Origin of the sequence: Enterococcus sp. CR-Ec1 (assembly GCF_002850555.1) — a bacterium.
GTDB classification, from domain to species: domain Bacteria; phylum Bacillota; class Bacilli; order Lactobacillales; family Enterococcaceae; genus Enterococcus_D; species Enterococcus_D entomosocium.
In genome coordinates this window covers 2,064,627-2,085,984 of the sequence record NZ_CP025223.1, presented here as the reverse complement: position 1 = coordinate 2,085,984, position 21,358 = coordinate 2,064,627, and the positions used below count along the sequence as shown (strand labels likewise).

The window sequence follows — 21,358 nt, the reverse complement described above, 5'->3', positions numbered from 1 at the left end:
CTCTATTTATAAGTATTCTGAGCAAATATCGCTTGTATTTTTTCATCTGAGTCAATAATTCCTGTCCAACGAGAAGTTCCTTTGACTAGTGTAGTAACAAAAACTTTATCATTGGTTCCCAATTTACTACGAATTTGATCTCTAAATTCTCCACTTGTAAGTGTAGTTGCGACAATGAAACTGGATTTTGTAATTCTTCCATAATTATTTCCAAAAGATTCTAGAAACTTATATAGTCCATCATAGCTATTACCTTCGGCTATATCATATGAAACATTATGAACGTAAGTAATCATTCAATTCACCACCTTTCTATTTTAATAATAAACCAAAAAATTAAATTGTAAACAAAATTTTAGACCTGCACGGATGTCTCAAAAAGACGGACTCACAGTGGTAGTTGCCACTCAAAAAATTCTTAGGAGGAACTAACAATGAAGAAAGAAGAATTAATCAATTTAGGTATTGATGAAGAAACTGCCAAAAGCGTAATGGCGCTGCACGGAAAGACTGTGACACAACTTAATGCGCAAGTAGCTACCGCTGAAAGTGAGCGCGACAGTGCCATGCAGGAATTGAAAGACAATCAATCAGAATTAGACACGTTGAAAGAGGCAGCAAAAGGCAACAAGGAACTCGAACAGCAATTTGCGGATCTGCAAGACAAATTTGACGAGTCAAAAGCGAATTCTGAAAAGCAACTGGCTGATCAACAAAAAGACTTTGCTATCCAATTAGCCCTCAAAGAAGCAGGTGCTCAAGATGAAGCCATCGTTCTTAGTCTTTTGGACCGAGACACAATCAAAGTCAATGAAGGCAAGCTTCAGGGCTTTGAGGAGCAAGTCAAAACGTTGAAGGAACAAAAAGCATTCTTGTTTCAAGACAGTTCCGAAAACAACGATCCCGACTTTGTTTCATCGGGTAATGCCGGAGGACCACCTAAAAAAGGCGGCACGTCACTGAAACAAGAAATGAAGTCAGAAAAATTTAATCTGACTGAGTATTTACAAAAAGAAGGAGAGAAATAAAACATGGCAAATGAAATTACAAAATTATTGGATGTTGTGACCCCGGAAGTCTTCAATGACTACATGAATAATTTTACAGAAGAAAAATCAGCAATTATCCAATCAGGTGTTGCTGTAGCTGATCCTACTGTTGCTGCAAACATTACAGCTGGTGGATTGTTGGTAAACATGCCTTTCTGGAATGATCTTGATGGAGAAGAAGAAACATTAGGTGATGGCGATAAGGCATTGAAAACAGGAAAAATCACTGCGTCTGCAGATATTGCAGCAGTTATGTATCGTGGACGTGGATGGTCAGTGAATGAATTGGCAGCTGTGGTTTCTGGAGATGATCCGTTGGGAGCTTTGTTGGGTAAAATTGCTTCTTGGTGGATGCGCCGAGAACAAGCAGTTCTTGTTTCCGTGTTGAATGGTTTGTTTGCAGAAAATGGTGCCTTAGCAAGTACTCACTTATTGGCAAAACCAACGGAGGGGATTTCACCTGAACTGGTTTTAGACGCTAAACAGTTACTAGGTGACTCTGCAGATCGATTAAGTATGATCGTTATGCATTCGGCTGTTTATACGACGTTGCAAAAGCAAAACCTTATTGCATTTATTCCAAACGCACGTGGCGAAGTGAATATTCCAACCTACTTGGGGTATCGAGTAGTTGTTGATGATGGCGTTCCTTCACAAGGATCAGGAGCTGCGAAAGTTTACACTTCATACTTATTTGCTTCTGGATCAATCGGCCGTAACACAGGGAACCCTAGCAAGCTGACGACATTTGAAACAGCTCGTGTTGCAAATAAAGGGAATGATGAGGTTTATACTCGTCGAGCATTCACTATGCATCCTTATGGTGTTAAATTCACGAACACAGAACGTGAAGAAGGTGAAATCACACCTACAAACAAAGATTTGTCTGATCCGGCTAACTGGAAAAAAGTTTATGAAGATAAACAAATCGGTATCATTGGTATTCAACACGTTTTGTCAAAGTGACGCCCCCTGAAGAAACAGGGGAGCCTGCTGGCAATAAGGCAGAAGGCCACTCAGTAGTAATCGATGGCATGAAAGTCGATGAGCTTAAAGCTGAACTGGATCGCCTTGGGATTGAGTACCCAGCTGCTGCCAAGAAACCAGAATTAATTGATCTGTTAAAAGAGAGTGAATAATCGCTCTCTTTTTTCATGGAGGTGAAACCATGGAGCGATTACGTAGAAAGCCGTTGAATGAAATCTTTGACGATCAGGAAAGCATCGAGTCTTGTGGCTATTTGTCTCTCAAAGAGTACAAACGCTTAATAGACAAGGAAACGGAACTGACAGAAAAAGATTTCCGGAAGCTTCTGAGAAAAGCAAGTGCATTGTTGGACATCCAAACGAGACGTTTCTATCAACGAAATGAGCTCGAATCAGATATTCCGATGCGGCGCAACGCATTTAAGTTGGCTGTTGCCTATCAAATCGAATACATGCATGAAGCAGATGCCACTACCTCATTTGGCATGCAGGAGCCTGACAGTTGGTCCATAGGACGGATGAGTGTTTCTAAGAGTAAAGGTGGTTCATCATCCACAAATGAAACTCCTTTACTCTCTGGCGATGCTATGATGCAGCTTTCGGGAACTGGATTATTGTACAGAGGAGTGAGCCGATGAGAATGCCACCAAAGCGATTCTTCCCTCATGCAATGATCTATCGGAAGAAAATAGGTGTAACACCAAGAGGCGAGCCAATTCTTGAAGATGAGCTTGTCATTGAGCATGTCCGCTTTGATGACACGCTCAAGTTTGAGCCACGCGACATCGATGGGAAAGCACAAACGTCCAATGCATTGCTCTCAATGGTCAAGAAATACACTGGACCATTACCGGAGTTTTCGATTGCGGATCAAATTGAACTCTTTGGAAAGCAGTACACGATCGCAAAAGTTGTACCGCTGACTGCTGATTCACTTGATCCATTTGGCTATGAGATTGAGGTGGTCTGATGAGTGGAATCAAGATTGACATTGATCTAGGTGGTGTCCGGTCAAAGCTTAGTGAAGATAACTTGGGGCTTGGTCAATTGAACATGGCCAATCGGATGCTACAAACCATGAACGAAACTGTGGTGCCGTGGGATACCATGCATTTACGTGACAGTGGTCACGTTTCCGGAAGAGGTGATCAGCTAGTGTGGGATGTTCCTTATGCTGGCCCTCAATATTATGGAGGTCGTAAACATCAAACAACTGGTGCTTGGATTCCATTTGTGAATAAACAGCCCGGCACCGGTCCTTTTTGGGATGAAGCCGCGAAACCGCTATTCATGAGTGACTGGTTACAGGCATTTAAGATTGGAGCGAAACTATAATGGATTTTATTGATCGGCTGCAGGAAGTAGCCAGCAAAATTGATGTGCCGGTGATCATCCAAGCCATCGATCAGGAGGAGTCAATCCGGTTGGCACCTTTACCGGGAGGACGTACAGCGAAATCGTACATGAATGGCGACAAGGTCAAGGAATTGCCTTTTGAATTCCGATTTAAAACGAAAAGTTTTTCTGGCGATCGAATCATTTATCAATTGTCAGAGATCTTAGAAAATGTGACCTCTATCCCATCTGAAAATGGTTCTTATCAATTCATGGCGTTGACGATTGCCAATGAACCTTTTTTACTTGGACAAGATGATCAAAAATTCTTTTATTATCGCTTAGTTGTACAAGCAAAACTTTATATCAAAAAACGAAAACAGGAGAGTGAAGACTAAATGAAAAATGTAAACAGCGAGCGTGGCCATTTTATTGCGCCATTTACGAGTATCAGCACAGCACCTACGGAATCAGCGTGGGTAGAGCTAGCAGACGGGATTGAAGATATTTCCGATGCGACGACAGAAACAACAGAAGAAAAAGCCTATTACAACGGTGTAAAAACAAACATGGTCAACAGTGTATCCGGTGCGTATAACGTCTCTGGTGACTATGATTCTGAAGATAAAGCGCAAGAAATTATTGCGGATATGAAGTACAAGACCGGTATTGGTCGAAAAGTTTGGCATCGAGTGGTAAGTGCGGATAAGACGAAACAATGGACTGGTCATGCGACAGTGACGGACATTGTGGCTGGTTCTGGTGCAGCGGATGCCACAGAAGACTTCTCATGTACGATTACCTATGACGCAACACCAACTGAAGGTGTCCCGGGATCTGGGGGAAATAATGCAGATGCGGCGTTGAATTCGGCGCCAGTTAATGCCAAGGCAAACAAGAAAGAAGAAACCAAGTAAGAGGAGCGTTTAGCGCTTCTCTTTTTTACATACAAACGAATGGAGGAAACAAACATGGTAAAAATCCCAGTAAAAACAACCCAACTGCCGATCGAAATTGGCGAACATACATTTTACATCGACACATCGGAAAAAGGTTCAGAAGCATTTTGGAAATTGGTTGCAGGATATGCGGAAAAATCCTCGAAAATCACGAAAAAGTTGGAAAAGGAACAGATTAAACCAGAAACAGCCAAAAAGAATGCACACGAAGCATTAGAAAAAGTGATCGAAGATCTTTTAGGTCCCGGCGCATTTGAAAAATTGTTTGAGCTTTCCCCTGACTATACGTTGATTTCCGAGTACTATATGGAGATTTGTTCAGCAATCGGAGAAGAAATAGGTGATCGAAAAAAACAATTCTTCGATAAAGTGCAACACTACTTAGAAGGTTAAATCAATGAAATTACAGTATCGATTAGAAGACACGGTGGAAATCGAAGGTGTAAGTTATCCGATCGATCTTTCTTTCGATACGGTACTTCGCCTTTTCGATTTATTAAAAGACCCGGTTCTATCGGAGTCAGAAAAAATACTTTTAGGCATCAATCTGTTGCTGGGTGTTTCATTTTTATATGATATCGAAACGCAAAATACGATTTTTTTGTCGATCTTGGAGACGTTTGATATTTGGGAAAAGCCGAAACCACGATATGACAAGAAAGGCAAAAAATTAAAACCAAAAATGAAAGAGATCGCGGACCAGCATTTTTCTTTCGATTATGATGCGCCAAATATCTACGCAGCCTTTTACCAAGCTTACGGAATTGATTTGTTTGATCAGCGAGGAAAAATGAGGTGGGAGAAGTTTATTGCTTTGTTTGGTGGATTGCCGGATGAAACAAGATTCCGCCAAATCGTATCCATTCGGACGAAAAAAATGCCAACAGGAAAAGGGAACAAAGAAGCAAAGGATGAGCTTCGGAAATTGAAGAAACTCTATGCATTACCGAAAGAAGGTGAAGAAGATGAGCAGAAGTGATGGCAAGGTAACGATCGACATAATCGTCAATGGAAAACAAGTCACCAAAGAAATCGATATGGTTGAACAAGGTTTTTCCCGACTAGGTAAAAATGCCGACGATGTGATGAAAAAAGTCGGTTCTGATATGGGAACAAACACCGAATCAGGTGCCAAGTCCGCTAATAAAGCGGTGGATTCGGTGCAAAAGACGGTTTCAGATCTAGGTAAGACGACTGAATCATCAACGTCCAAAGCAGGTAAATCAATCGGTGATAACTTTGATTCAGGATCAAAGGGAGCCAATCAAGCGACTGATAGTGTGGCCAAGACTGTCGCAGATCTTGCATCATCTGTCGAATCTTCTGCACCAATTATGGGGCGTAGCATTAGTGAAACTTTCTTAAGCGCTGCTAAAGATTCAGAAGCATCTACGTACAAAATCTCAAATGCGACAGGGGAAATGAGTGGAGCTGTTGAAGCCCATGCGACTCGAGCATCCAATTCAATAGCCAAATGCTTTGAATCAGGTGCCAAAGATGCAAGCAACTCCACAGATGGAATCACTAAATCTGTATCGAATATGGTTGGTTCAGTAGAAATAGCCATGCCAGGTCTCGTTGGATCAATCAGCGAGCCGTTTATTATAGGTTCGAAACATGCCACCGCATCAATGGACGCTATCAAACAATCCTCTGCTAATATGGTGCCAGAAGTAAATTTGGCGGCAACAGCAGCTGGAAATAGCTTGTCTAGACACTTAGAGGCTTCAGGAAAAGATGGCGCACGATCGATTGCAGATGCAGTTGCTATCATGAAAAAAGATCTTGGGGATCTCGGCGATAGTGCAGAACAGGTAGGAAATCAAACAGGCAATGCCTTTCATATTCCAGAACCGAAGGCGCAAAAACTAACCGGAACGATCGGACAATTAAGTGCTGCAATGCTGTTAACGAAGGGTGCAACTACAGCATTATCTCTGGCTAAAGGGTCATTGGACAGTGCTTTTGGTCGTATTGATACACTGAACAACTTCGAGAACACCATGACGCGATTGACTGGCAGCTCAGAAGAAGCGGCTGAGGGCATGGAAGGTGTGCGAGATGCGGTAGTTGGCACAAACTATATGCTTGATAGCGCTGCTCAGACGGTTCAACGATTGGTCTTACAAAATAAAGACCTTGAGAAGTCAACAGAAAGTTATAAAGTCTGGGGCGATGCCGTCGCTTTCTATGGTGATGGATCCGCCGATGCAATGGATAACGTCATGGATGCGATGATTCAGATGCGTGCTACTGGTACCGTCAATATGGCACAGATGGACCGCATGGTGCGTCGTGGTGTCGATCCATGGGAAATCTACGCAGATGCGACTGGTCGTAGTGTCGGGGATGTACGTGATGCCATGCGCGATGGCGAGATGGGAGCAAACGAGTTTTTCGATGCTGTGGAGCATGCGATGCGTGAAGGGGGTAACGAACTCGCTTCTGTTACCGGGATGGCTCAACAAGCAGGGGATACATGGAAAGGTTCATTTGCGAATATGGCTACAGCCACTGCACGTGGAACCGCCAGTATTATTGAATCTATGGATGACGCATTTTCCGAGACACGTTTTGGCTCAATGAAAGAAAATGTCCAAGGATTTGGGAAAACTTTCGAGGGTGTATTAAACGGTGTAGCTGGCGTGATTCCACCTGTTGTCTCAGCAATTGACACGATGGTTGGTGGGATTATTGACCTTAAAGAATCATCGGTAATACTGGCGCCAGCGATTATTGGCGTAACCACTGCAATCACAGGTTATATGGTCATTAAGAAAGCAGAATTGTACACTCGCGGCTTTATCGCTTCAATTAAAACCTTAACTGGTGCTAAAACAGCTGCAGCGGCAGTTACAAAGGCAATGACCGTAGCTGAGAAATCACATCTTAGTGCTGCTGCTCAGACAAAAGCAATGACTGCAGGGTCGACAGCAGCTACTAAAATGCACACTATTGCAATGAAGGCCAAAGCGATTGCGGCAGCTGCATTGAAAATGGCAACCAGTGGTGTCGGATTAGCCATGGGAGCTGCAGCTGCTATAGGGGCTGTTTTATTCAAGCGTTGGAACGACAACCGTAAAGCGGCAAAAGAGTTAGCAAGTGAAATTGATAATCTAGGTGAAGAGTTTGACAGCCTTAACGATACTTCTGAATCAAATGCCAAAGCTTTTGAAGCGCAAGGAAAAGTTATTGATTCAAATACCGAAAGGAACAAAGACCTAGCTGCAGAGTTAGAACGATTGACCGCAATAGAAGGAAAGTCAGCTGCTGAAAAGCAATTGATGGCTGATACCGTCGAAGAGTTAAATAGTTCAGTTGCTGGGTTGAATCTTGCCTATGATGAAGAATCAGGCTTGTTAAATGCCACAACTGAGGAAATCCAAAAACGTATTGAAGCTTCTAAAGGCATGGAAGAAGTTAATAGCTTGGTGGAACGTCAAAATCAACTGACGCAAGAAGCCGCTGATTATGAGACTACTCTTAAGGAAGTTGCGAAAGAGCGAGCAATGCTTGAATATGATGCTGCTGTATCAGGGGTCGATGGCAAGAAAGCTGTTCAGGAATCCCTAGCAGAATTGGACGCCAAAGAAGCAGAGGCTATGGGGAATCTCGAAGGCATTTATGCCGAGAAAGATCGACTTGCGGATGAAGAGCAAGCGAAAAGACAAGAAACGTCTGAGGCTACTGTGGCAGCTAACGAGATGATGATCGCCTCTTACGGAAGCTTAAACGATTTTCAAAAAGGCGTTGTCGATGAGTTAAATAGTCAGTTAGATAGTTTTCAAAAGAAGAACGAAGATGTTTTCAAAGATGTCCCTGAAAAAGTAGAGTACGGCATGGGGCAGGCTAGGCAACATCTGAAAGATCACCTCACCTATCAAGCCGAACACGCTGACAATATGGAGAAATTGTGGGCTAGAGCCGGGGATGGTATGGATACAGGCTTGCTTGAGAAGATGGCAGAAGGCACGCCGGAGATGCGAGCTTTGGCTGCAGATATGGTCAATGCTTCTGAAGAGGAAATGTCGAAATTGTTAGAGGAATACGCCAAAATTGGTGAAAATGCACCGAAACAATTCGCCAAAACCCATGGCCTTGGAGAAGAAGATGTGCGGCTTGCTTCAAGAGAGTTAGCCAATGTATCTGTGGGTACTCTTCGGGATGAATTGGATAAAGCAGATTTGACCTCCGTCGGCAAAAAAATTCCTGAAGAAACTGCAGAAGGAATGGCTGAAGGTGAAGAACAAGTTGCAGAAGCGGCTGAGAATATCGCACAAGTTCCGGGACAAGTGATTGAAGAAACGATTGCTGAAACGAACTACGCAGAAATTACAGATCCACTTGCCAAGGGGACGTCAGACGGAATTTTGGCAGGGATCCAACCTGTAGGAGATGCATCGAAAGAACTAGCTGAAACGCCTGAGAAATTATTTGGTGAAGTGATCGATCAAGATGTTTTTGTCGCTCACGGTGAGACGCCGGGTAAAGGATACGTTGAAGGCATCGATCGAAGTAAGGAAGCAGTTCAGGCAAGTGCCACCGAATTATCAGGTGTGCCACGAGAAGTCTTTGAAAAAGAAATGGATCCAGAAACGTTTAAAGGATTCGGCGTAAATATTGGGGAAGGTGCAGCTGGAGGGATAGATCAATCTGCCCCACAAGTCGAAAACGCCACAAAAAATATGGCTGAACTGGCAAACAAGGCCTTCCGCAAGGCTAACGATATCAACTCACCATCCGGTGTATACCGAGAGTATGGCCAAAATATCACAGCTGGACTGGCACAAGGGATCAACCAGAACACCAAAGGTCCAGAACAGGCAATCACACAGCTAGCTAAAAAATTGATGTTTTTACTGGACAAAGAACTCAATGCCAATCAGATGGGTAACCAGATTGGTAAGCCGATGACTGAGGGGATCGCTCGAGGGATTGATCAGAATTCTTCCAAAGTATTGACATCGATTGCCAAAATGACAGATGAAATGGTTAAGCAGTCCAAGAAGGCTGCAGAAGACGTCGTCAAGGAATTTGAAAAGATGGATCGTGATGTTGATCGAACGTTGCAGAACATGCCAAGGATCGCCGCAGCCACTATGCGTGAATCAAATCAAGCCTACCGTGAGGGGATGCGAGATGCGAATGACACAATCCGTGAAGGTGCTCAACGCTTGCCAGATCAGATGAGTCATTTACCTGATCAGTTTTATCGCATCGGACAAAATTCTATGATCGGTTTAAATAACGGCTTGGTAGCTGGTCAAGCACAAGTATTGAATACTGCAGCTACGATTGCCAATCAAGTGGCCCAAACGATGCAGCGCGCCTTAGACATCAATTCACCATCGAAAGTGATGATGATGGATGTGGGACGTTGGATCCCTGCCGGAATAGGCGAAGGGATTGAGCGATTCAAGCATTTTGCACTAGATGCCATTGAGGATTTGGGCGCACAACTAGTGTTGCCGAATATACAAGCCGAATCGGTGGCCATTGCCGGTAACGCAGGCTTTGGATTGTCGTTGCCAGCGGTTAAGAATGAATCGAGAACCACAAACCAAACGATCCATAATACACCGCACATCGATATTCATTTTGATGAAATCACCATTCGTAACAATCAAGATGTAGCAGAACTAACGCAAGACATTGCCCAACAAACGGCAGACGAGATAAGGAGGTCATTAGAATGACAAATGAACCGTATTTTGAATTTAATGGCCATAAGTCGATCGATAAGAATCTTTATTTGCTCAATGAGATGGAATTGACGATTCCTGAGTCTGATTTGCGCTTTGATGAGGTCGATGGCCGACAAGGCGCAGTCATTTACGACAATGAACGAGAAAAAGATATTATCAAGACATTTCCCATGGAACTTAGAAAAGAAGAAGGCAAGTCGCTTTTCCAACAAGTCAGAGAGATCACTCACTGGCTCAAGGAACCCAAGCGATACAGTCGGCTTCTTTTTTCTGAGGATCCGGAATACTTCTATGAGGGCATCTTTCACTCGCAAGTTCGAATTCTCGATCGCTGGCGTGATCACTTTGACGTGGCGTTGCCTTTTCGATGCAGGCCAGTAATGTTTCGGCTTGATGGCCAAACTGCAACTGCCCACGTGTCTGGTCGAACCTTGGAGAACCCCGAACCAATTGAATCATTGCCGTTGATCCAATTTAGATATAGCGGTACGGCAGATGCAACACTGACGATCAATGGACGCCTGTTCCGTATTTTAAGAGCTGCCGGAGCTGGGGTGATTACGATTGACAGCGAGCTAGGAACGGCTTATCGGGATGGAATAGCGAATATATCCAATGCGGTCCTGATGCAAAGTGATGGCTACCATGTGCCACAGTTGCGACCAGGTAATAATGCTATTTCATTTACGGCTCAAATCACACAAATGACTATTACGCCAAGATGGAGGGTGACTGCAATATGAGTGTGCCAATTCTTTACAATGAATCGAATAACGATTACAGCACGCTTGGCTTGGGTCTCTTAAAAGAAGCAAGCAATGTTTTTGCGACACGAAAACGGAATAATTTTCCTTTTCTAGAGTTTACCTATCCAGTTTTCGGTGTTCTTTTTTCTCAGCTTGAGAAAGGGAAAAAAGTTGTGGTCGATGTAGGACCGGGCACAAGATCAAAGCGACAACGATTTGAAATCGTGCGGATCACCAAACCACAAAATGGACTCGTGTCGGTCTACTGTGAACATATTACATTAATCACTGAAAAAACAGCACTCAATAAAGGACAGAAGCACACCGCACTTTCAGCGCAAGAGGCGTTGAACCAGTGGCGTGCTCTTTTAGTTCCTCAACGTGATTTCACCGTATTCACAGATCTGACGACGGTCACAGCAATGGACTTTTCCGAGGTTGGCCATTTTGAAAGCGCCGCTGAAGCTTTGGGCGGAAAAGAAGGTTCAATTCTTCAAAAGTACAATGGCGAATACATTTTCGACAATAATGAAATTCGCTTGATGCGAGAAGGCGGTAAAGAGACCGGGGTTGTTATTGCGTATGGTAAGAACTTGGTGGATCTCGTGCAAGAAGAGACGATCGAGAGTACCTATACTTCGATTCGACCATATGCTCGAGCGAATGAAGAAGGGGCAAATGAGTTAGTTCTTCCAGAAGTCATTATTGATGGTCCACACGTCAATAATTTTCCGGAACGACGTGTTCAGACAGTTGATCTAAGCAGCCGCAATCCTCAAACAGTCGCAGAGTTGCGCCAATTCGCCCAGTACTATATTTCGAGCAATCAGGTTGGGTTGCCTCGTGTGAATCTAAAAGTAAAGTTTGCGGATTTATACAGCGCAACTGGTGAAGAACAACATCGGCTGCTCGAGCAGTTAGAACTCTACGACACCGTCACCGTGGCTTTTAACAAGCTAGGTGTCAACGTCAATGCAAAGATCAATCAGACGGTTTGGAACGTGCTATTAGATAAGTACGAATCCATAGAGATTGGCGATTCAAGAGCGACATTGGGGTCCAACCAAAAAGAACAGGATCGCGATCGTGAGGAACAAATCAATCGGCCCCCAATTATTGGACCCGGAAACATAGCAAATGTTCGACCTGGCACGATTACAAATCTAGTCGCGTATGGCGGCTTTAGCCAAGTGATCTTACATTGGGATATGCAAGGGCTAACGGTCAGAGAATATGAAATCTATGCCTCTCAAGAAAAAGGGTTTGTTCCGGGACCAAGTAATCTGTTGGGGACTACAAATGTGAATGCTTATACCCATGGAACAGAAACCAAGTTGCAATGGTATTATCGTGTTCGAGCAGTTAACCATCATGATGTTGCTGGTCCATTCTCAGATGAGGTATATGGTCAAACAGCCAATACAAAAGAACTGGATGAGCTAGAAGGAATCTTGGATGATTTGAATGATCGGATTCTTCCGGAACTGGATGAGCGGTTAACTGAGAATGATCAGATCCTTTATGAGTTGAAGGAGAACATTTTGCCGGATCTTGAAGGAAGGCTGAAAGATCTTGAAGTCGAAATGGATATACTCACCACTGTAAAGTTACCGGGACTTGAGCAGAAATTGATCGATAACGAGCTTGCTTTGAATGAATTGAATAATGTTTCTTTACCACTGTTGGATGATCGGTTGAAGTCAGCCGAACAAAATTTTCTTGATGCACAAAAACGAATCGATGAAGCAATGGCAGATATTCGAGAGGTTGAGGATCTGCTTTCAGACTGGCAGTGGCAAGACACGGTTGAAATTGACGGCGGAAAAATTCGAGCCAATACGATCCAAGCGTTGTCTATCATGGCAGGAAGCATTACAACAACCCAGATCCAAGCAGGAAGTATTGTCGGGAATGATTTGGCAATAAATACAATTACAGCCAGAGAAATCAATGCCCAAACGATAACAGCAAACGAGCTTGCAACCAATGCAATTATCACAAGACACATATCAACCAATGCGGTAACCGCGAATGAGATAGCCGCCAATACTATAGCTGCAGATAATATTTCCACAAATGCAATTATCGCTCGTCATATTTCTACTAGCGCAATCACGGCAGAAAAGATCAATACGAACGCAGTAACGGCCATAAAAATCAACGCAGGTGCTGTCACTGCTGAGAAAATTGCGACAAGTGCTGTGACAACAGTCAAGTTGAACGCCGAGGCGGTAACGGCTGCTAAAATCGCTGCCAATACAATCACAGCAGCGCAGATTGCAGCCAATACCATTACGGCCAATCAGATTGCCACAGAAACGATCACAGCGAATCGAATTGCAACAAACGGTATCATTGCGCGCAATATTACGGCAGGATCGGTCGTCGCAGACAAATTGGCAACTGGATCAGTGACAGCAGTCAAAATAGCCGCTGGAGCCGTCACCGCTGATAAAATCGTCGCTCGAGCTGTGACTGCGGATAAATTAGCGACAAATGCCATTCAAGTTGGCTTTAACAACATGGGGAATAGCTTAAGGTTGACACCTACGACGTTGGCATTTTGGCAAAGCACCTCAGTGCGGTTTATGGAAATGACTGGTCTTCGTCTTGAATTTTTCACTGGTCAAAGCACACGTATTGGTGGTTTTGAGCGAAGCAGTATGAGTGGGCGGACTTGCGTCGCGTACTTTGCAAGAAACTCTTATAGCTTAGTGTTGGGACGAATAGTCAACTCCGCAGGAACGAGTGAACAAAGAATACCTGTGATGGAAATTCAAGGAAATAACGCTGCAATCCAGATGCACGCCAACATCAACATGAATAGATGGAGCATTACCAATCAATCCGATATCCGCTTGAAAGAAAACATCCAAGAAACTTCTGTTTCAGGCATAAAAGAAACAAAGCGAATTCGCATGGTTGATTTTGATTGGAAACAAGACTATCGTCCAATTGACAAAGACACTCCGCCACCAACTACTCGTCAGTTTGGAATGATTGCCCAAGAGGTACCTTTCTTACAAGCAAACATTGATGGGGATAATCATTATTTGTCGATTGATATGAATAAACAAGTCAATCTTAATACGAAGACCAATCAAGAGTTGATCGCGATCGTTGAAAGCCAAGAACAGCGTATTCAAAAATTAGAACGAGAAATGGAGAAAATCGCATGAAAATCACACTAAAGAATTATGAATTAGGGGCTGCTCTTTTATTTATCCAAAATATGGAACTTAAAGCTGCGGATAGTCGCCATCGTTCGAAGTTTAAAAAAGCTTTGATGGAAGCCGTTCAAGGACTGCAGGAGTCAGAGTTGGAATTGTATGATCTTTACGGAAGAAAAGATGATGAGGGACAATTGATTGTCAATGAAGAAAAAACTGGCTATGAAGTTAAACCAGAAAATCGCAATCAGTTCTATCAAGAAATGAATGTTCTTCTAGATGAAGAAATCGTGATCAAGAGTGGGCTATACGCTAGAAATTTCGAGAAGTTTGGAGAAGTGCTTTCCGAATACAATGGTGTGATCTCAGGAAAAGAAGCCGATATTTATGATCGTCTAATGGATGAATTTGAAAAGGAGGAAAATCAAGATGTTAAAGACTAACAAAAGCACTAGTGTAAATGGACAGGTCATGATTGACGAAACGATGGTTGTTTATCTATCGGCTTCGATCGATGAAGACAAAGGGGTGTCAACCTCACCAAGCATCAGTATCCAAGATCCTGAGTTGTACAAAAAGAACAAAAAAACTTGCCGTGAAGGAATTAAAGAATTTTTGAAAGAACTGTGGGCGTTAGAAGACAAAGCTTGAAGGAGGGCGGATGATGGAAAATCTCTACGTAACCAGTGAGATCACCTTAAACAAAACTGCGGAAAAACGTTCTTCTCCAGTACCGACCAACACAGAATTTTTCAGTTATGATCAACGAGTCGCAAAAAAGACGATCAACTTTCAGTTTGAAGGAGAGCCGTTGGACCTATCAGAAGCCAATGTCATTTTGGGTTTTGACTTCGTGACTGCAGGTCAGTCAGTCATTTTTGAAAGTGCTGATGGCTCAATCGAAATTGAAGATTCTGCAGCCGGAAAAGTGAATGTGATGTTGCCAAATGACATCTACGCGTATTCCGGCTCAGTAATCATTTATGTTTTTGTCGAATTTTCTAATGGCCAATCATTAGATTATCCAGCATTTAGTACGGAGTTCCAAGAATCTTGGCTTGATCAGGACCTAGAAGAAATGGCGCAGTTTTATGTGAAGCGTTTTGAAGATCTACGAGACCTTGTTTTGGAACAAGCCTCGGGGATCGATCACGATTTGACCGAATTTGAAAATCGAATTGAACAAATTGAATCAGACCTTGCAGCCTTTGATATAGATTCCCTAGCAAAGGAAATTGAAGAAGAGATTCGCATTACAGTAGAAGGCAGGCTCAGTGATATCGAGAAGCGACTTGAAGCTGCGGATTTTGTCACAGAAGAAAATGTTGATCAATCGCTAGAGAAGTTTATGTTTGGTGTTCCATTGGTACGAGAACCACTGCTTGATTTAACGGGGAAAATCCGTGGGAGTATGAAAGAGAACCTCCATAGAATCGGTGGAAGTTTAACTACCTCTTTGCCCAGCAGTGCAAATGGTGGGACGGAAGTCACTCAAGCGCAATACAATCGAATAGCTACAAATGATGGGCTTGATATTGGTATTAGTGGCACTTCTTCAAATGGTCGTATGCAAGTTGTATTTACATGGGACATACTCGGTGATATGAAGCGACGGTTTCCTGAATTATTCACTTTCTTTTCCCCAAAAACAGTACAAGAGGAATTGGCGGTAATTCAACCTTTTGTAAAGAATATTCAGTTTACCGCTTTTGCACATATCAATTCCACCACTTCATATCCAATCATTGGGTATCGACGAACGCCTGATAATACCGCATTTAATTGGGAAGAAATGGCAAGCCATGAGAGTACTTTCAACGATCAACTTACTTTTCCAATCGAGTTGATAACAAATCCAGCAATACTCGGACATGTGGGGAAAGCAGCCGTGGTATTACGAGGACCTGAGCGACAAACAACTAATCAAAATACGATTTGGGTTGCATATGCCAAAGTAGACTATACTGTTGCTTTTAGCTTGGATAAGTTATTTACCCCTAAAACAATCAATCAGTTGGCAAATCCAACTATTGATATGTTCAATCATTTAGCCCAGCGAGTAAACGAATTAGAAATGAAAGGATGATAAAAATGGACGGACACAAAGCAATCTATGACACAAGGAACTTACAAGATCTGCGGCCGCTATATACGCCGAAGGATCGCCCTGTATTTCATCCCTATACGGAAGTGGCACCGCCAATTGATCCGCATGTGGTGGTTATTGGTTTTGATTTTAATCGCCAACGTTGGAATGTGGTGAGTGCTGCAACACCAGAAGATGTCGAGGAGTTACAAGAAACGACGGATACTTTAGGACGATCGGTTGTGCAGCTGACGTTACAAAATCTTCAACAGGCACAGCAATTAAGAGAATTGACTCAAGGAGGGCAAGAGAATGCTTAATTTTGAGACGATTCAGGATTGGTACAATCGTGGATGGATGACAGAAGATGATGTCAATCAGTTTCTGGCACTAGGTGTGATCACGAAAAAGCAGGCAAATACAATTTTAGAGGGGAGAGGGAAGTCTTAGGACTTCTCTTTTTCAATTTCGGAAAGTGAAGGTAATAGGTATGTTTTATTTTGTCAGTCTTTTTATAGGAGGAGAGTTTATGTTCCATCTTTTTGGAGGTAGCCTTGATGTAATCGATGTCTACCTAACGTTAGTAGTAGTTGATTTGGTATTAGGTTATTTCAAAGCCTTAAAAACACATTCTTGGATGTCAGCACTCAATTTGGAAGGATTGTTCAGCAAGTTTATTGCTTTGGCCACTATTTTTGCTTCAGCTTCTTTAGATAAAGTAGCACCTATCGTGGGGATTAGTTTACCAATAAATATTGCGCTAGTGTGGACAGTGTTGCTAATTTTCTATGAGATTAGCAGCGTGCTAGAAAATGCTTATGAAGCTGGAATTAAAGTAGGTTTCTTACAAAAATGGCTTGCGGTTTTTAAGGAAAATGTACACAAAGAATCAGCGCCACCTGATTATGGTGATGGCCAAAGTGAGACGGAGAAAACAATTTACCAGAATAAAGATCAAGAGTAGCCGATTGGCTGCTCTTTTTCTATATCAAAAAATGGAGGAAAACACTATGACAAAAATTGTAGATTTACGAGGCGATTCAAGAATTTTAGGACCATCTAACCCTAACAGATCCGTGGCAGGCATCACAAAAATTGCTCGTCACCATTCAGCAACTGCAACAGGAGACGTTTGGGCATTCCAAAATCACTGGCGAAATTTAGGATGGGGCACTGGTGGCTACCACGAGATCATACTGAGAGATGGATCAGTTCAATTGGTCTATCGGGATAATATTACGACTAATGGAGTAGGTAACCACAACAGCAAGACTTACCACATTTGTTTGGTAGGTAACGGCTCCTTTACTGCAGAACAAGAAAAAGCGTTTGATGAGCGTGCAAAAGCAGCCATGCAGCGATTCAATTTGAATGTCGATGATATCTTAGGGCACAATGAGTTTTCTGGTCATGGATCAAATAGTTGTCCAGGAACAAATATGACAACTGTCCGTAATCGATTGCGAGGATCCGGAGGAACTGCACCAGCACCGAATCCAACTCCGAATCCTGCTCCTAATTTGAAATCAAATGATACAATTGCCAATGAAGTAATTGCAGGTAAGTGGGGAAATGGGACCGACCGTGAGGGCCGATTGCGTGAAGCTGGTTACAACCCTCAGACGATTCAAGCACTGGTTAATCAAAAGCTAGGGGCAAGCGCTACTAAGCCGACACCAGCCCCTCAGCCTGCATTAAAACCAATCGGAACGATCGCACAAGAAGTTATCGATGGGAAGTGGGGAAATGGTGCTGATCGAGAGAAGCGCCTAAAAGCAGCTGGCTATAATCCAGCTACCATACAGGCGGAAGTCAACCGACGCTTAGGCGTTGGGGCGGCACCGAAACCTGCAGGCAAGACCGTTGATCAACTTGCACGTGAGGTCATTCGTGGTGATTGGGGCAACGAGCCTCAGCGCTCACAACGATTGAGAGCAGCAGGTTATGATGCAGCAGCTGTACAACGTCGTGTGAATCTATTATTGTAAATATGTTAATTGAATAATATTTCTCTTTCATTATTCGTCACAATATGCCAGAATAAATCTAGAATATTGATGATTGAGGGGAGATTGTATGTCTAGTTACGATTTTATGCCAAGTATCAATTCGGTAAGGTTCATTAGGAGTCAAAGTGGTGATAATTCATTACACGAACTAGAAACATTTAATGGTGCTTTTGAGGTTGCGCTTGAGGTTGAAATTGGCGGATTAAACTATCTTGTAGAACCGGTGTTTAAAGTACCTCAGCCGTTTTATTTAACTGTCGTTACCTATACTGTAGAAGGTGACAAAGGTCAAATGTTACATGGATTCAGGTCAATCGAGTATGATGAGGAGCGACTAATAAGCGGTGCGAATGAGGATAATTTATCCTTTTTTGTTGCAAAGTTTGGCGAAGGCTATACACCAGATGAGATTGTTTATGATTTTGTTACTACTTCATTAAAAGTGAAACTGTTATACTCGCAAGAAGAGCTGGTAAATTTAATGGATATCGAACGTTATTTGTATGATAAAAGATATGTGCTTTTTGAAACAAAAATCCCTTTTGTGACTAAAGGGAAAAGAGAGCTAGGTGAATATAATGCCTAACAAGGACAACGTGGTATCTTTAAATACTGATTATGATGGAGTTTTTTTAACTAATTCTAGATCTAATGATAGTTCTGGCGGAAACGGAGGCGGAGTCATGTCTAATTACGTAACTAAAGAAGAATTTAACTCGGCAATCAAAGATATTAAACATGCAATTGAATTGAATCAGGAAAAAACAAATTCTAGTTTTTCTTTGCTAACCCAAAAAGTCGAGCACATTTCTGATGAGATTCCTAATAAGATACAACTTACTTTGAACGAAAAAGAAAAAGAATTGATCAAAGAACAAAAGGAAACGAAAAGGTATTTAGTTGGTACAATAATATTAGGGATTTTGGCCATTGTTGCTCCAATATTATTTGAATTATTCTTTGGAAACTAATATATGACTTATATGGAAAGCAACACTACAAAAAAACCTCTTACTCAGATTCGAGTAGGAGGGCTTTTTTACGTTCTTCGATCAATTGTTCTAATTCTGCCAATTCCTCAAGAGATGCGTTTTTGATGTAACCCTTAGCTCCAGAGCGATTGCGGACGTGTTTCATCTGTTCTTTATTCTTTTCTTGCCATTTTCTCGATGCTTTAAGTTGAGCATCAGATGTTTTCTTTTCAGCCAACACTCGCACTCCTTCCTAAAAAAGTTGAATAAGTTTCATTATGATAGAGATGGCGATTAAAACCACAAGTATCACCAAGGCGGAATTTAAAATTTTCCTTCTTTTCATATTCTTCGACATTAGATTCATTCCTTTCATTATGATATAATCAAAGGGAAGGGAGGGCTTTCGCCCTATCCCTAGTTGTCGAGAAGTTTGATTAGCAGTTCGAGTAACTTTTCAATTATGGCTAGTATCGCTAGTACTAAGCCAATTTTGATTGTTAGTTGCTCTTGCTTTTCAAGCTTTTCTTTTTCCCTTCGTTGTTTCCTCAATAGTTTCAACTCCTTTCTATACTTATATTATATATCGGATACATATATTTGTCAACGATTTTATTCAAATTGATGAAAAAAGTAGCCATATTTTGGCTACTTTAAATTGAATTATAAGGTGTTATATAGTAAAGAAAATCATGCTTTCCTAAAACAAAATCGACGTAGAAGAGTACGCAATCTTCCCCGAAAATTGATTCCTGAGATTCTGAAATAGAGTCTGGAAATTCAATCAAGAAAGTATTTCGATCAACATAGGCTTGTTCATATTGAGTAATAATATTCATACATCAAACCACTTTACTTCATTATAATAGTCAACATTTCGTATTTCATCATAATGGACAAGAGTATCGTCTAAATAAATTCCTAGATCATCGTAACCTTTCAGTGTTCCTGTAACATCAGGCATGAATTTATCATCGACAGTATAGTTGAGCTGTATGGCTAGCTTCTTACTTTTTGTGACTGCGGTTTGCAAGAATTCATTGATTTCTTCTTCTGCCATTTCCGGCTTAGCAGGGCAGGTGTACTTCAACTCTTTATCTATTCTTGCGATGTCGGCTGTATGCTCTGACAAGAAGAATCCTATCCACTTCAATTTTTTTCTGTCTTCATATGGTTTTAGAACGCTCATATAGTTATCCCTCCTTAATCAAATTATACGAACGTTCGTTCTCTTTTGGAAGAGAACAGAAGATTAAATCTTCTAATAATGAAAAATTAAGGGGCAAAAAAGGGGCAAATGGTGTAAATTATTGTACAATGATATATTTTTCCTCCCTTTGTAAATGCTAATATATAAGGGTTTTTACAACAGTGTCCTATAGAAATAGTGTGAATGACAAAATGTCTATCACAATGTGGCAGACGCTGAAGAATAAGACATACTGGCAGCCTAGAGGTGATCTGGCTGCCAGTTTTTGGTGTTTTTTTCATCAACCTTCCGTTGTTTAGTCAAGTGAAAAAAACAAGAGAGCGAGAAGCACTTCTCTTGAAAATTCTTCAATATTCATCGTCTTTTCAGTTGGTTTCCAGACATTTTATATGTTATGATTTACTACATAAGCAAACAACTCGTTAGGGGGGCAGACATGGAAGAAAAAATCGTTTTAGAGCCATTTAATCGAATCTTAAGTGGTTTTGAAAAGCTAGCAGAAGTGTCTGTATCGATTTCTGACTGCTCGGCTCTTTGTCGGAAATATCAAAAGTATGGGGTGGAAGGGTATCGTCTAGGCGATTATCGTGGTTCTTCTTATTTGAATCGTTATTTAAATGTCGTCGTTGATCGCGCACCCTTGTTAATTTATAAAGAGCGATTCTTGATTCCTTTGGTCTTTCGCATGTCGGAATACTCTGAACGGCTCTTTATCGATGATTATCGAATGGAAGGGTTCTTCATGCTGTTGGATTGGCTTTTGGAACACCGACCAGAAAAAGCAATTATTGATTATAAGCGAACGCGTGCTTTACCTCACAGAAAAGAATTGGTGATCGATAGTTCTTATGTGCTTTTTCGATTGACGGAAATTCTCGACGGTGCTGGTTTTCCTCTTAGTCGCTTTACAACGATCGAGGAATTTAGTCAATGGAATCGTACCCATCGTTTGATCGATAATGGCAGTATCGGACGTCATACAAAATTATTTGTTCCAGAAGATCCGGAACACGTTTCTGAGCTGCAGATGATTTTAACAATCGTTGGGATGCGTTATCCAGAAACCCGCTTATTTATTGGCGAATTAAAAGGCTAAAAAACATCACAATCGGCTGGTTTCATTTGAGAATCA

General features: G+C 42.0%; 26 protein-coding genes. 23 read left to right on the top strand and 3 right to left on the bottom strand.

What is annotated here, in order from left to right; genetic code table 11:
- Positions 1–2 precede the first annotated feature (2 nt).
- Positions 3–296: a hypothetical protein gene (locus CXM95_RS10030; RefSeq protein ID WP_101699100.1), complete on the bottom strand. Its 294-nt coding sequence runs from the start codon at positions 294–296 to the stop codon at positions 3–5.
- Positions 297–434: 138 nt separating this feature from the next.
- On the opposite strand from CXM95_RS10030, the gene CXM95_RS10025 reads away from it, so the two are divergent.
- The 22 genes from CXM95_RS10025 (at position 435) to CXM95_RS09920 (ending at position 19,016) form a co-directional block, all read left to right on the top strand.
- Positions 435–1,028: a phage scaffolding protein gene (locus tag CXM95_RS10025; protein ID WP_101699099.1), complete on the top strand. Its 594-nt coding sequence runs from the start codon at positions 435–437 to the stop codon at positions 1,026–1,028.
- A gap of 3 nt (positions 1,029–1,031) precedes the next feature.
- Positions 1,032–2,015 (top strand): major capsid protein, encoded by a 984-nt coding sequence (locus tag CXM95_RS10020; RefSeq protein ID WP_101699098.1) that lies wholly within the window; start codon positions 1,032–1,034, stop codon positions 2,013–2,015.
- A complete protein-coding gene (locus tag CXM95_RS18985; RefSeq protein ID WP_233499038.1) occupies positions 2,012–2,188 on the top strand; it encodes a HeH/LEM domain-containing protein in 177 nt (58 codons plus the stop codon). The genes CXM95_RS10020 and CXM95_RS18985 overlap by 4 nt, the downstream gene beginning before the upstream one ends.
- A 29-nt stretch (positions 2,189–2,217) precedes the next feature.
- Positions 2,218–2,673, top strand: a complete 456-nt coding sequence (locus CXM95_RS10010; protein ID WP_101699097.1) for a hypothetical protein — start codon at positions 2,218–2,220, stop codon at positions 2,671–2,673.
- The gene (locus CXM95_RS10005) at positions 2,670–3,005 is read left to right on the top strand and encodes a putative minor capsid protein (protein WP_101699096.1); all 336 of its coding nucleotides are present in this window, start codon (positions 2,670–2,672) and stop codon (positions 3,003–3,005) included. The genes CXM95_RS10010 and CXM95_RS10005 overlap by 4 nt, the downstream gene beginning before the upstream one ends.
- A complete protein-coding gene (locus CXM95_RS10000) occupies positions 3,005–3,370 on the top strand; it encodes a minor capsid protein (RefSeq protein WP_101699095.1) in 366 nt (121 codons plus the stop codon). The genes CXM95_RS10005 and CXM95_RS10000 overlap by 1 nt, the downstream gene beginning before the upstream one ends.
- Positions 3,370–3,768: a phage tail terminator protein gene (locus CXM95_RS09995; protein ID WP_016610911.1), complete on the top strand. Its 399-nt coding sequence runs from the start codon at positions 3,370–3,372 to the stop codon at positions 3,766–3,768. The genes CXM95_RS10000 and CXM95_RS09995 overlap by 1 nt, the downstream gene beginning before the upstream one ends.
- The gene (locus tag CXM95_RS09990) at positions 3,769–4,287 is read left to right on the top strand and encodes a phage tail tube protein (RefSeq protein ID WP_101699094.1); all 519 of its coding nucleotides are present in this window, start codon (positions 3,769–3,771) and stop codon (positions 4,285–4,287) included.
- Positions 4,288–4,341: 54 nt separating this feature from the next.
- Positions 4,342–4,722 carry a hypothetical protein gene (locus CXM95_RS09985; protein ID WP_233499037.1) on the top strand — a complete coding sequence of 127 codons (381 nt, stop codon included), beginning with the start codon at positions 4,342–4,344 and terminating at the stop codon, positions 4,720–4,722.
- Between the two features lie 4 nt (positions 4,723–4,726).
- On the top strand, positions 4,727–5,308 hold the full coding sequence (locus CXM95_RS09980; RefSeq protein ID WP_101699092.1) for a Gp15 family bacteriophage protein: 582 nt from the start codon (positions 4,727–4,729) through the stop codon (positions 5,306–5,308).
- On the top strand, positions 5,295–10,025 hold the full coding sequence (locus CXM95_RS09975) for a tape measure protein (RefSeq protein WP_101699091.1): 4,731 nt from the start codon (positions 5,295–5,297) through the stop codon (positions 10,023–10,025). Before CXM95_RS09980 ends, CXM95_RS09975 begins: the two co-directional genes overlap by 14 nt.
- Positions 10,022–10,777 carry a phage tail protein gene (locus CXM95_RS09970; protein ID WP_101699090.1) on the top strand — a complete coding sequence of 252 codons (756 nt, stop codon included), beginning with the start codon at positions 10,022–10,024 and terminating at the stop codon, positions 10,775–10,777. Before CXM95_RS09975 ends, CXM95_RS09970 begins: the two co-directional genes overlap by 4 nt.
- Complete coding sequence (locus CXM95_RS09965) at positions 10,774–13,959, top strand: phage tail spike protein (RefSeq protein ID WP_233499036.1); 3,186 nt, start codon at positions 10,774–10,776, stop codon at positions 13,957–13,959. The genes CXM95_RS09970 and CXM95_RS09965 overlap by 4 nt, the downstream gene beginning before the upstream one ends.
- The gene (locus CXM95_RS09960; protein WP_074932800.1) at positions 13,956–14,393 is read left to right on the top strand and encodes a DUF1617 family protein; all 438 of its coding nucleotides are present in this window, start codon (positions 13,956–13,958) and stop codon (positions 14,391–14,393) included. The genes CXM95_RS09965 and CXM95_RS09960 overlap by 4 nt, the downstream gene beginning before the upstream one ends.
- A complete protein-coding gene (locus CXM95_RS09955; protein ID WP_101699088.1) occupies positions 14,380–14,601 on the top strand; it encodes a hypothetical protein in 222 nt (73 codons plus the stop codon). The genes CXM95_RS09960 and CXM95_RS09955 overlap by 14 nt, the downstream gene beginning before the upstream one ends.
- 13 nt (positions 14,602–14,614) lie before the next feature.
- Positions 14,615–16,036 carry a BppU family phage baseplate upper protein gene (locus CXM95_RS09950; protein WP_101699087.1) on the top strand — a complete coding sequence of 474 codons (1,422 nt, stop codon included), beginning with the start codon at positions 14,615–14,617 and terminating at the stop codon, positions 16,034–16,036.
- 5 nt (positions 16,037–16,041) lie between these two features.
- Complete coding sequence (locus CXM95_RS09945; RefSeq protein WP_233499035.1) at positions 16,042–16,356, top strand: hypothetical protein; 315 nt, start codon at positions 16,042–16,044, stop codon at positions 16,354–16,356.
- Entirely contained in the window at positions 16,349–16,486 is a 138-nt protein-coding gene (locus CXM95_RS09940) for an XkdX family protein (protein WP_101699085.1), read from the top strand. The genes CXM95_RS09945 and CXM95_RS09940 overlap by 8 nt, the downstream gene beginning before the upstream one ends.
- A gap of 40 nt (positions 16,487–16,526) precedes the next feature.
- Complete coding sequence (locus CXM95_RS09935) at positions 16,527–17,000, top strand: phage holin family protein (RefSeq protein ID WP_199559927.1); 474 nt, start codon at positions 16,527–16,529, stop codon at positions 16,998–17,000.
- Positions 17,001–17,046: 46 nt separating this feature from the next.
- Positions 17,047–18,024, top strand: coding sequence for an N-acetylmuramoyl-L-alanine amidase (locus CXM95_RS18980; RefSeq protein ID WP_101699083.1), 978 nt, complete (start codon positions 17,047–17,049; stop codon positions 18,022–18,024).
- Between the two features lie 88 nt (positions 18,025–18,112).
- On the top strand, positions 18,113–18,631 hold the full coding sequence (locus CXM95_RS09925) for a hypothetical protein (RefSeq protein ID WP_101699082.1): 519 nt from the start codon (positions 18,113–18,115) through the stop codon (positions 18,629–18,631).
- Positions 18,624–19,016, top strand: coding sequence for a hypothetical protein (locus tag CXM95_RS09920; protein WP_101699081.1), 393 nt, complete (start codon positions 18,624–18,626; stop codon positions 19,014–19,016). Before CXM95_RS09925 ends, CXM95_RS09920 begins: the two co-directional genes overlap by 8 nt.
- Before the next feature lie 40 nt (positions 19,017–19,056).
- On the opposite strand, the gene CXM95_RS09915 is transcribed toward CXM95_RS09920, so the two are convergent.
- Together CXM95_RS09915 and CXM95_RS09905 are read right to left on the bottom strand one after the other, a co-directional pair.
- The gene (locus tag CXM95_RS09915; RefSeq protein WP_101699080.1) at positions 19,057–19,257 is read right to left on the bottom strand and encodes a hypothetical protein; all 201 of its coding nucleotides are present in this window, start codon (positions 19,255–19,257) and stop codon (positions 19,057–19,059) included.
- 594 nt (positions 19,258–19,851) lie between these two features.
- Entirely contained in the window at positions 19,852–20,205 is a 354-nt protein-coding gene (locus CXM95_RS09905) for a hypothetical protein (protein ID WP_101699078.1), read from the bottom strand.
- 457 nt (positions 20,206–20,662) lie between these two features.
- Between CXM95_RS09905 and CXM95_RS09900 the strand changes: the two genes are divergently transcribed.
- Positions 20,663–21,322, top strand: a complete 660-nt coding sequence (locus CXM95_RS09900) for a hypothetical protein (RefSeq protein WP_008378159.1) — start codon at positions 20,663–20,665, stop codon at positions 21,320–21,322.
- Positions 21,323–21,358 lie beyond the last annotated feature (36 nt).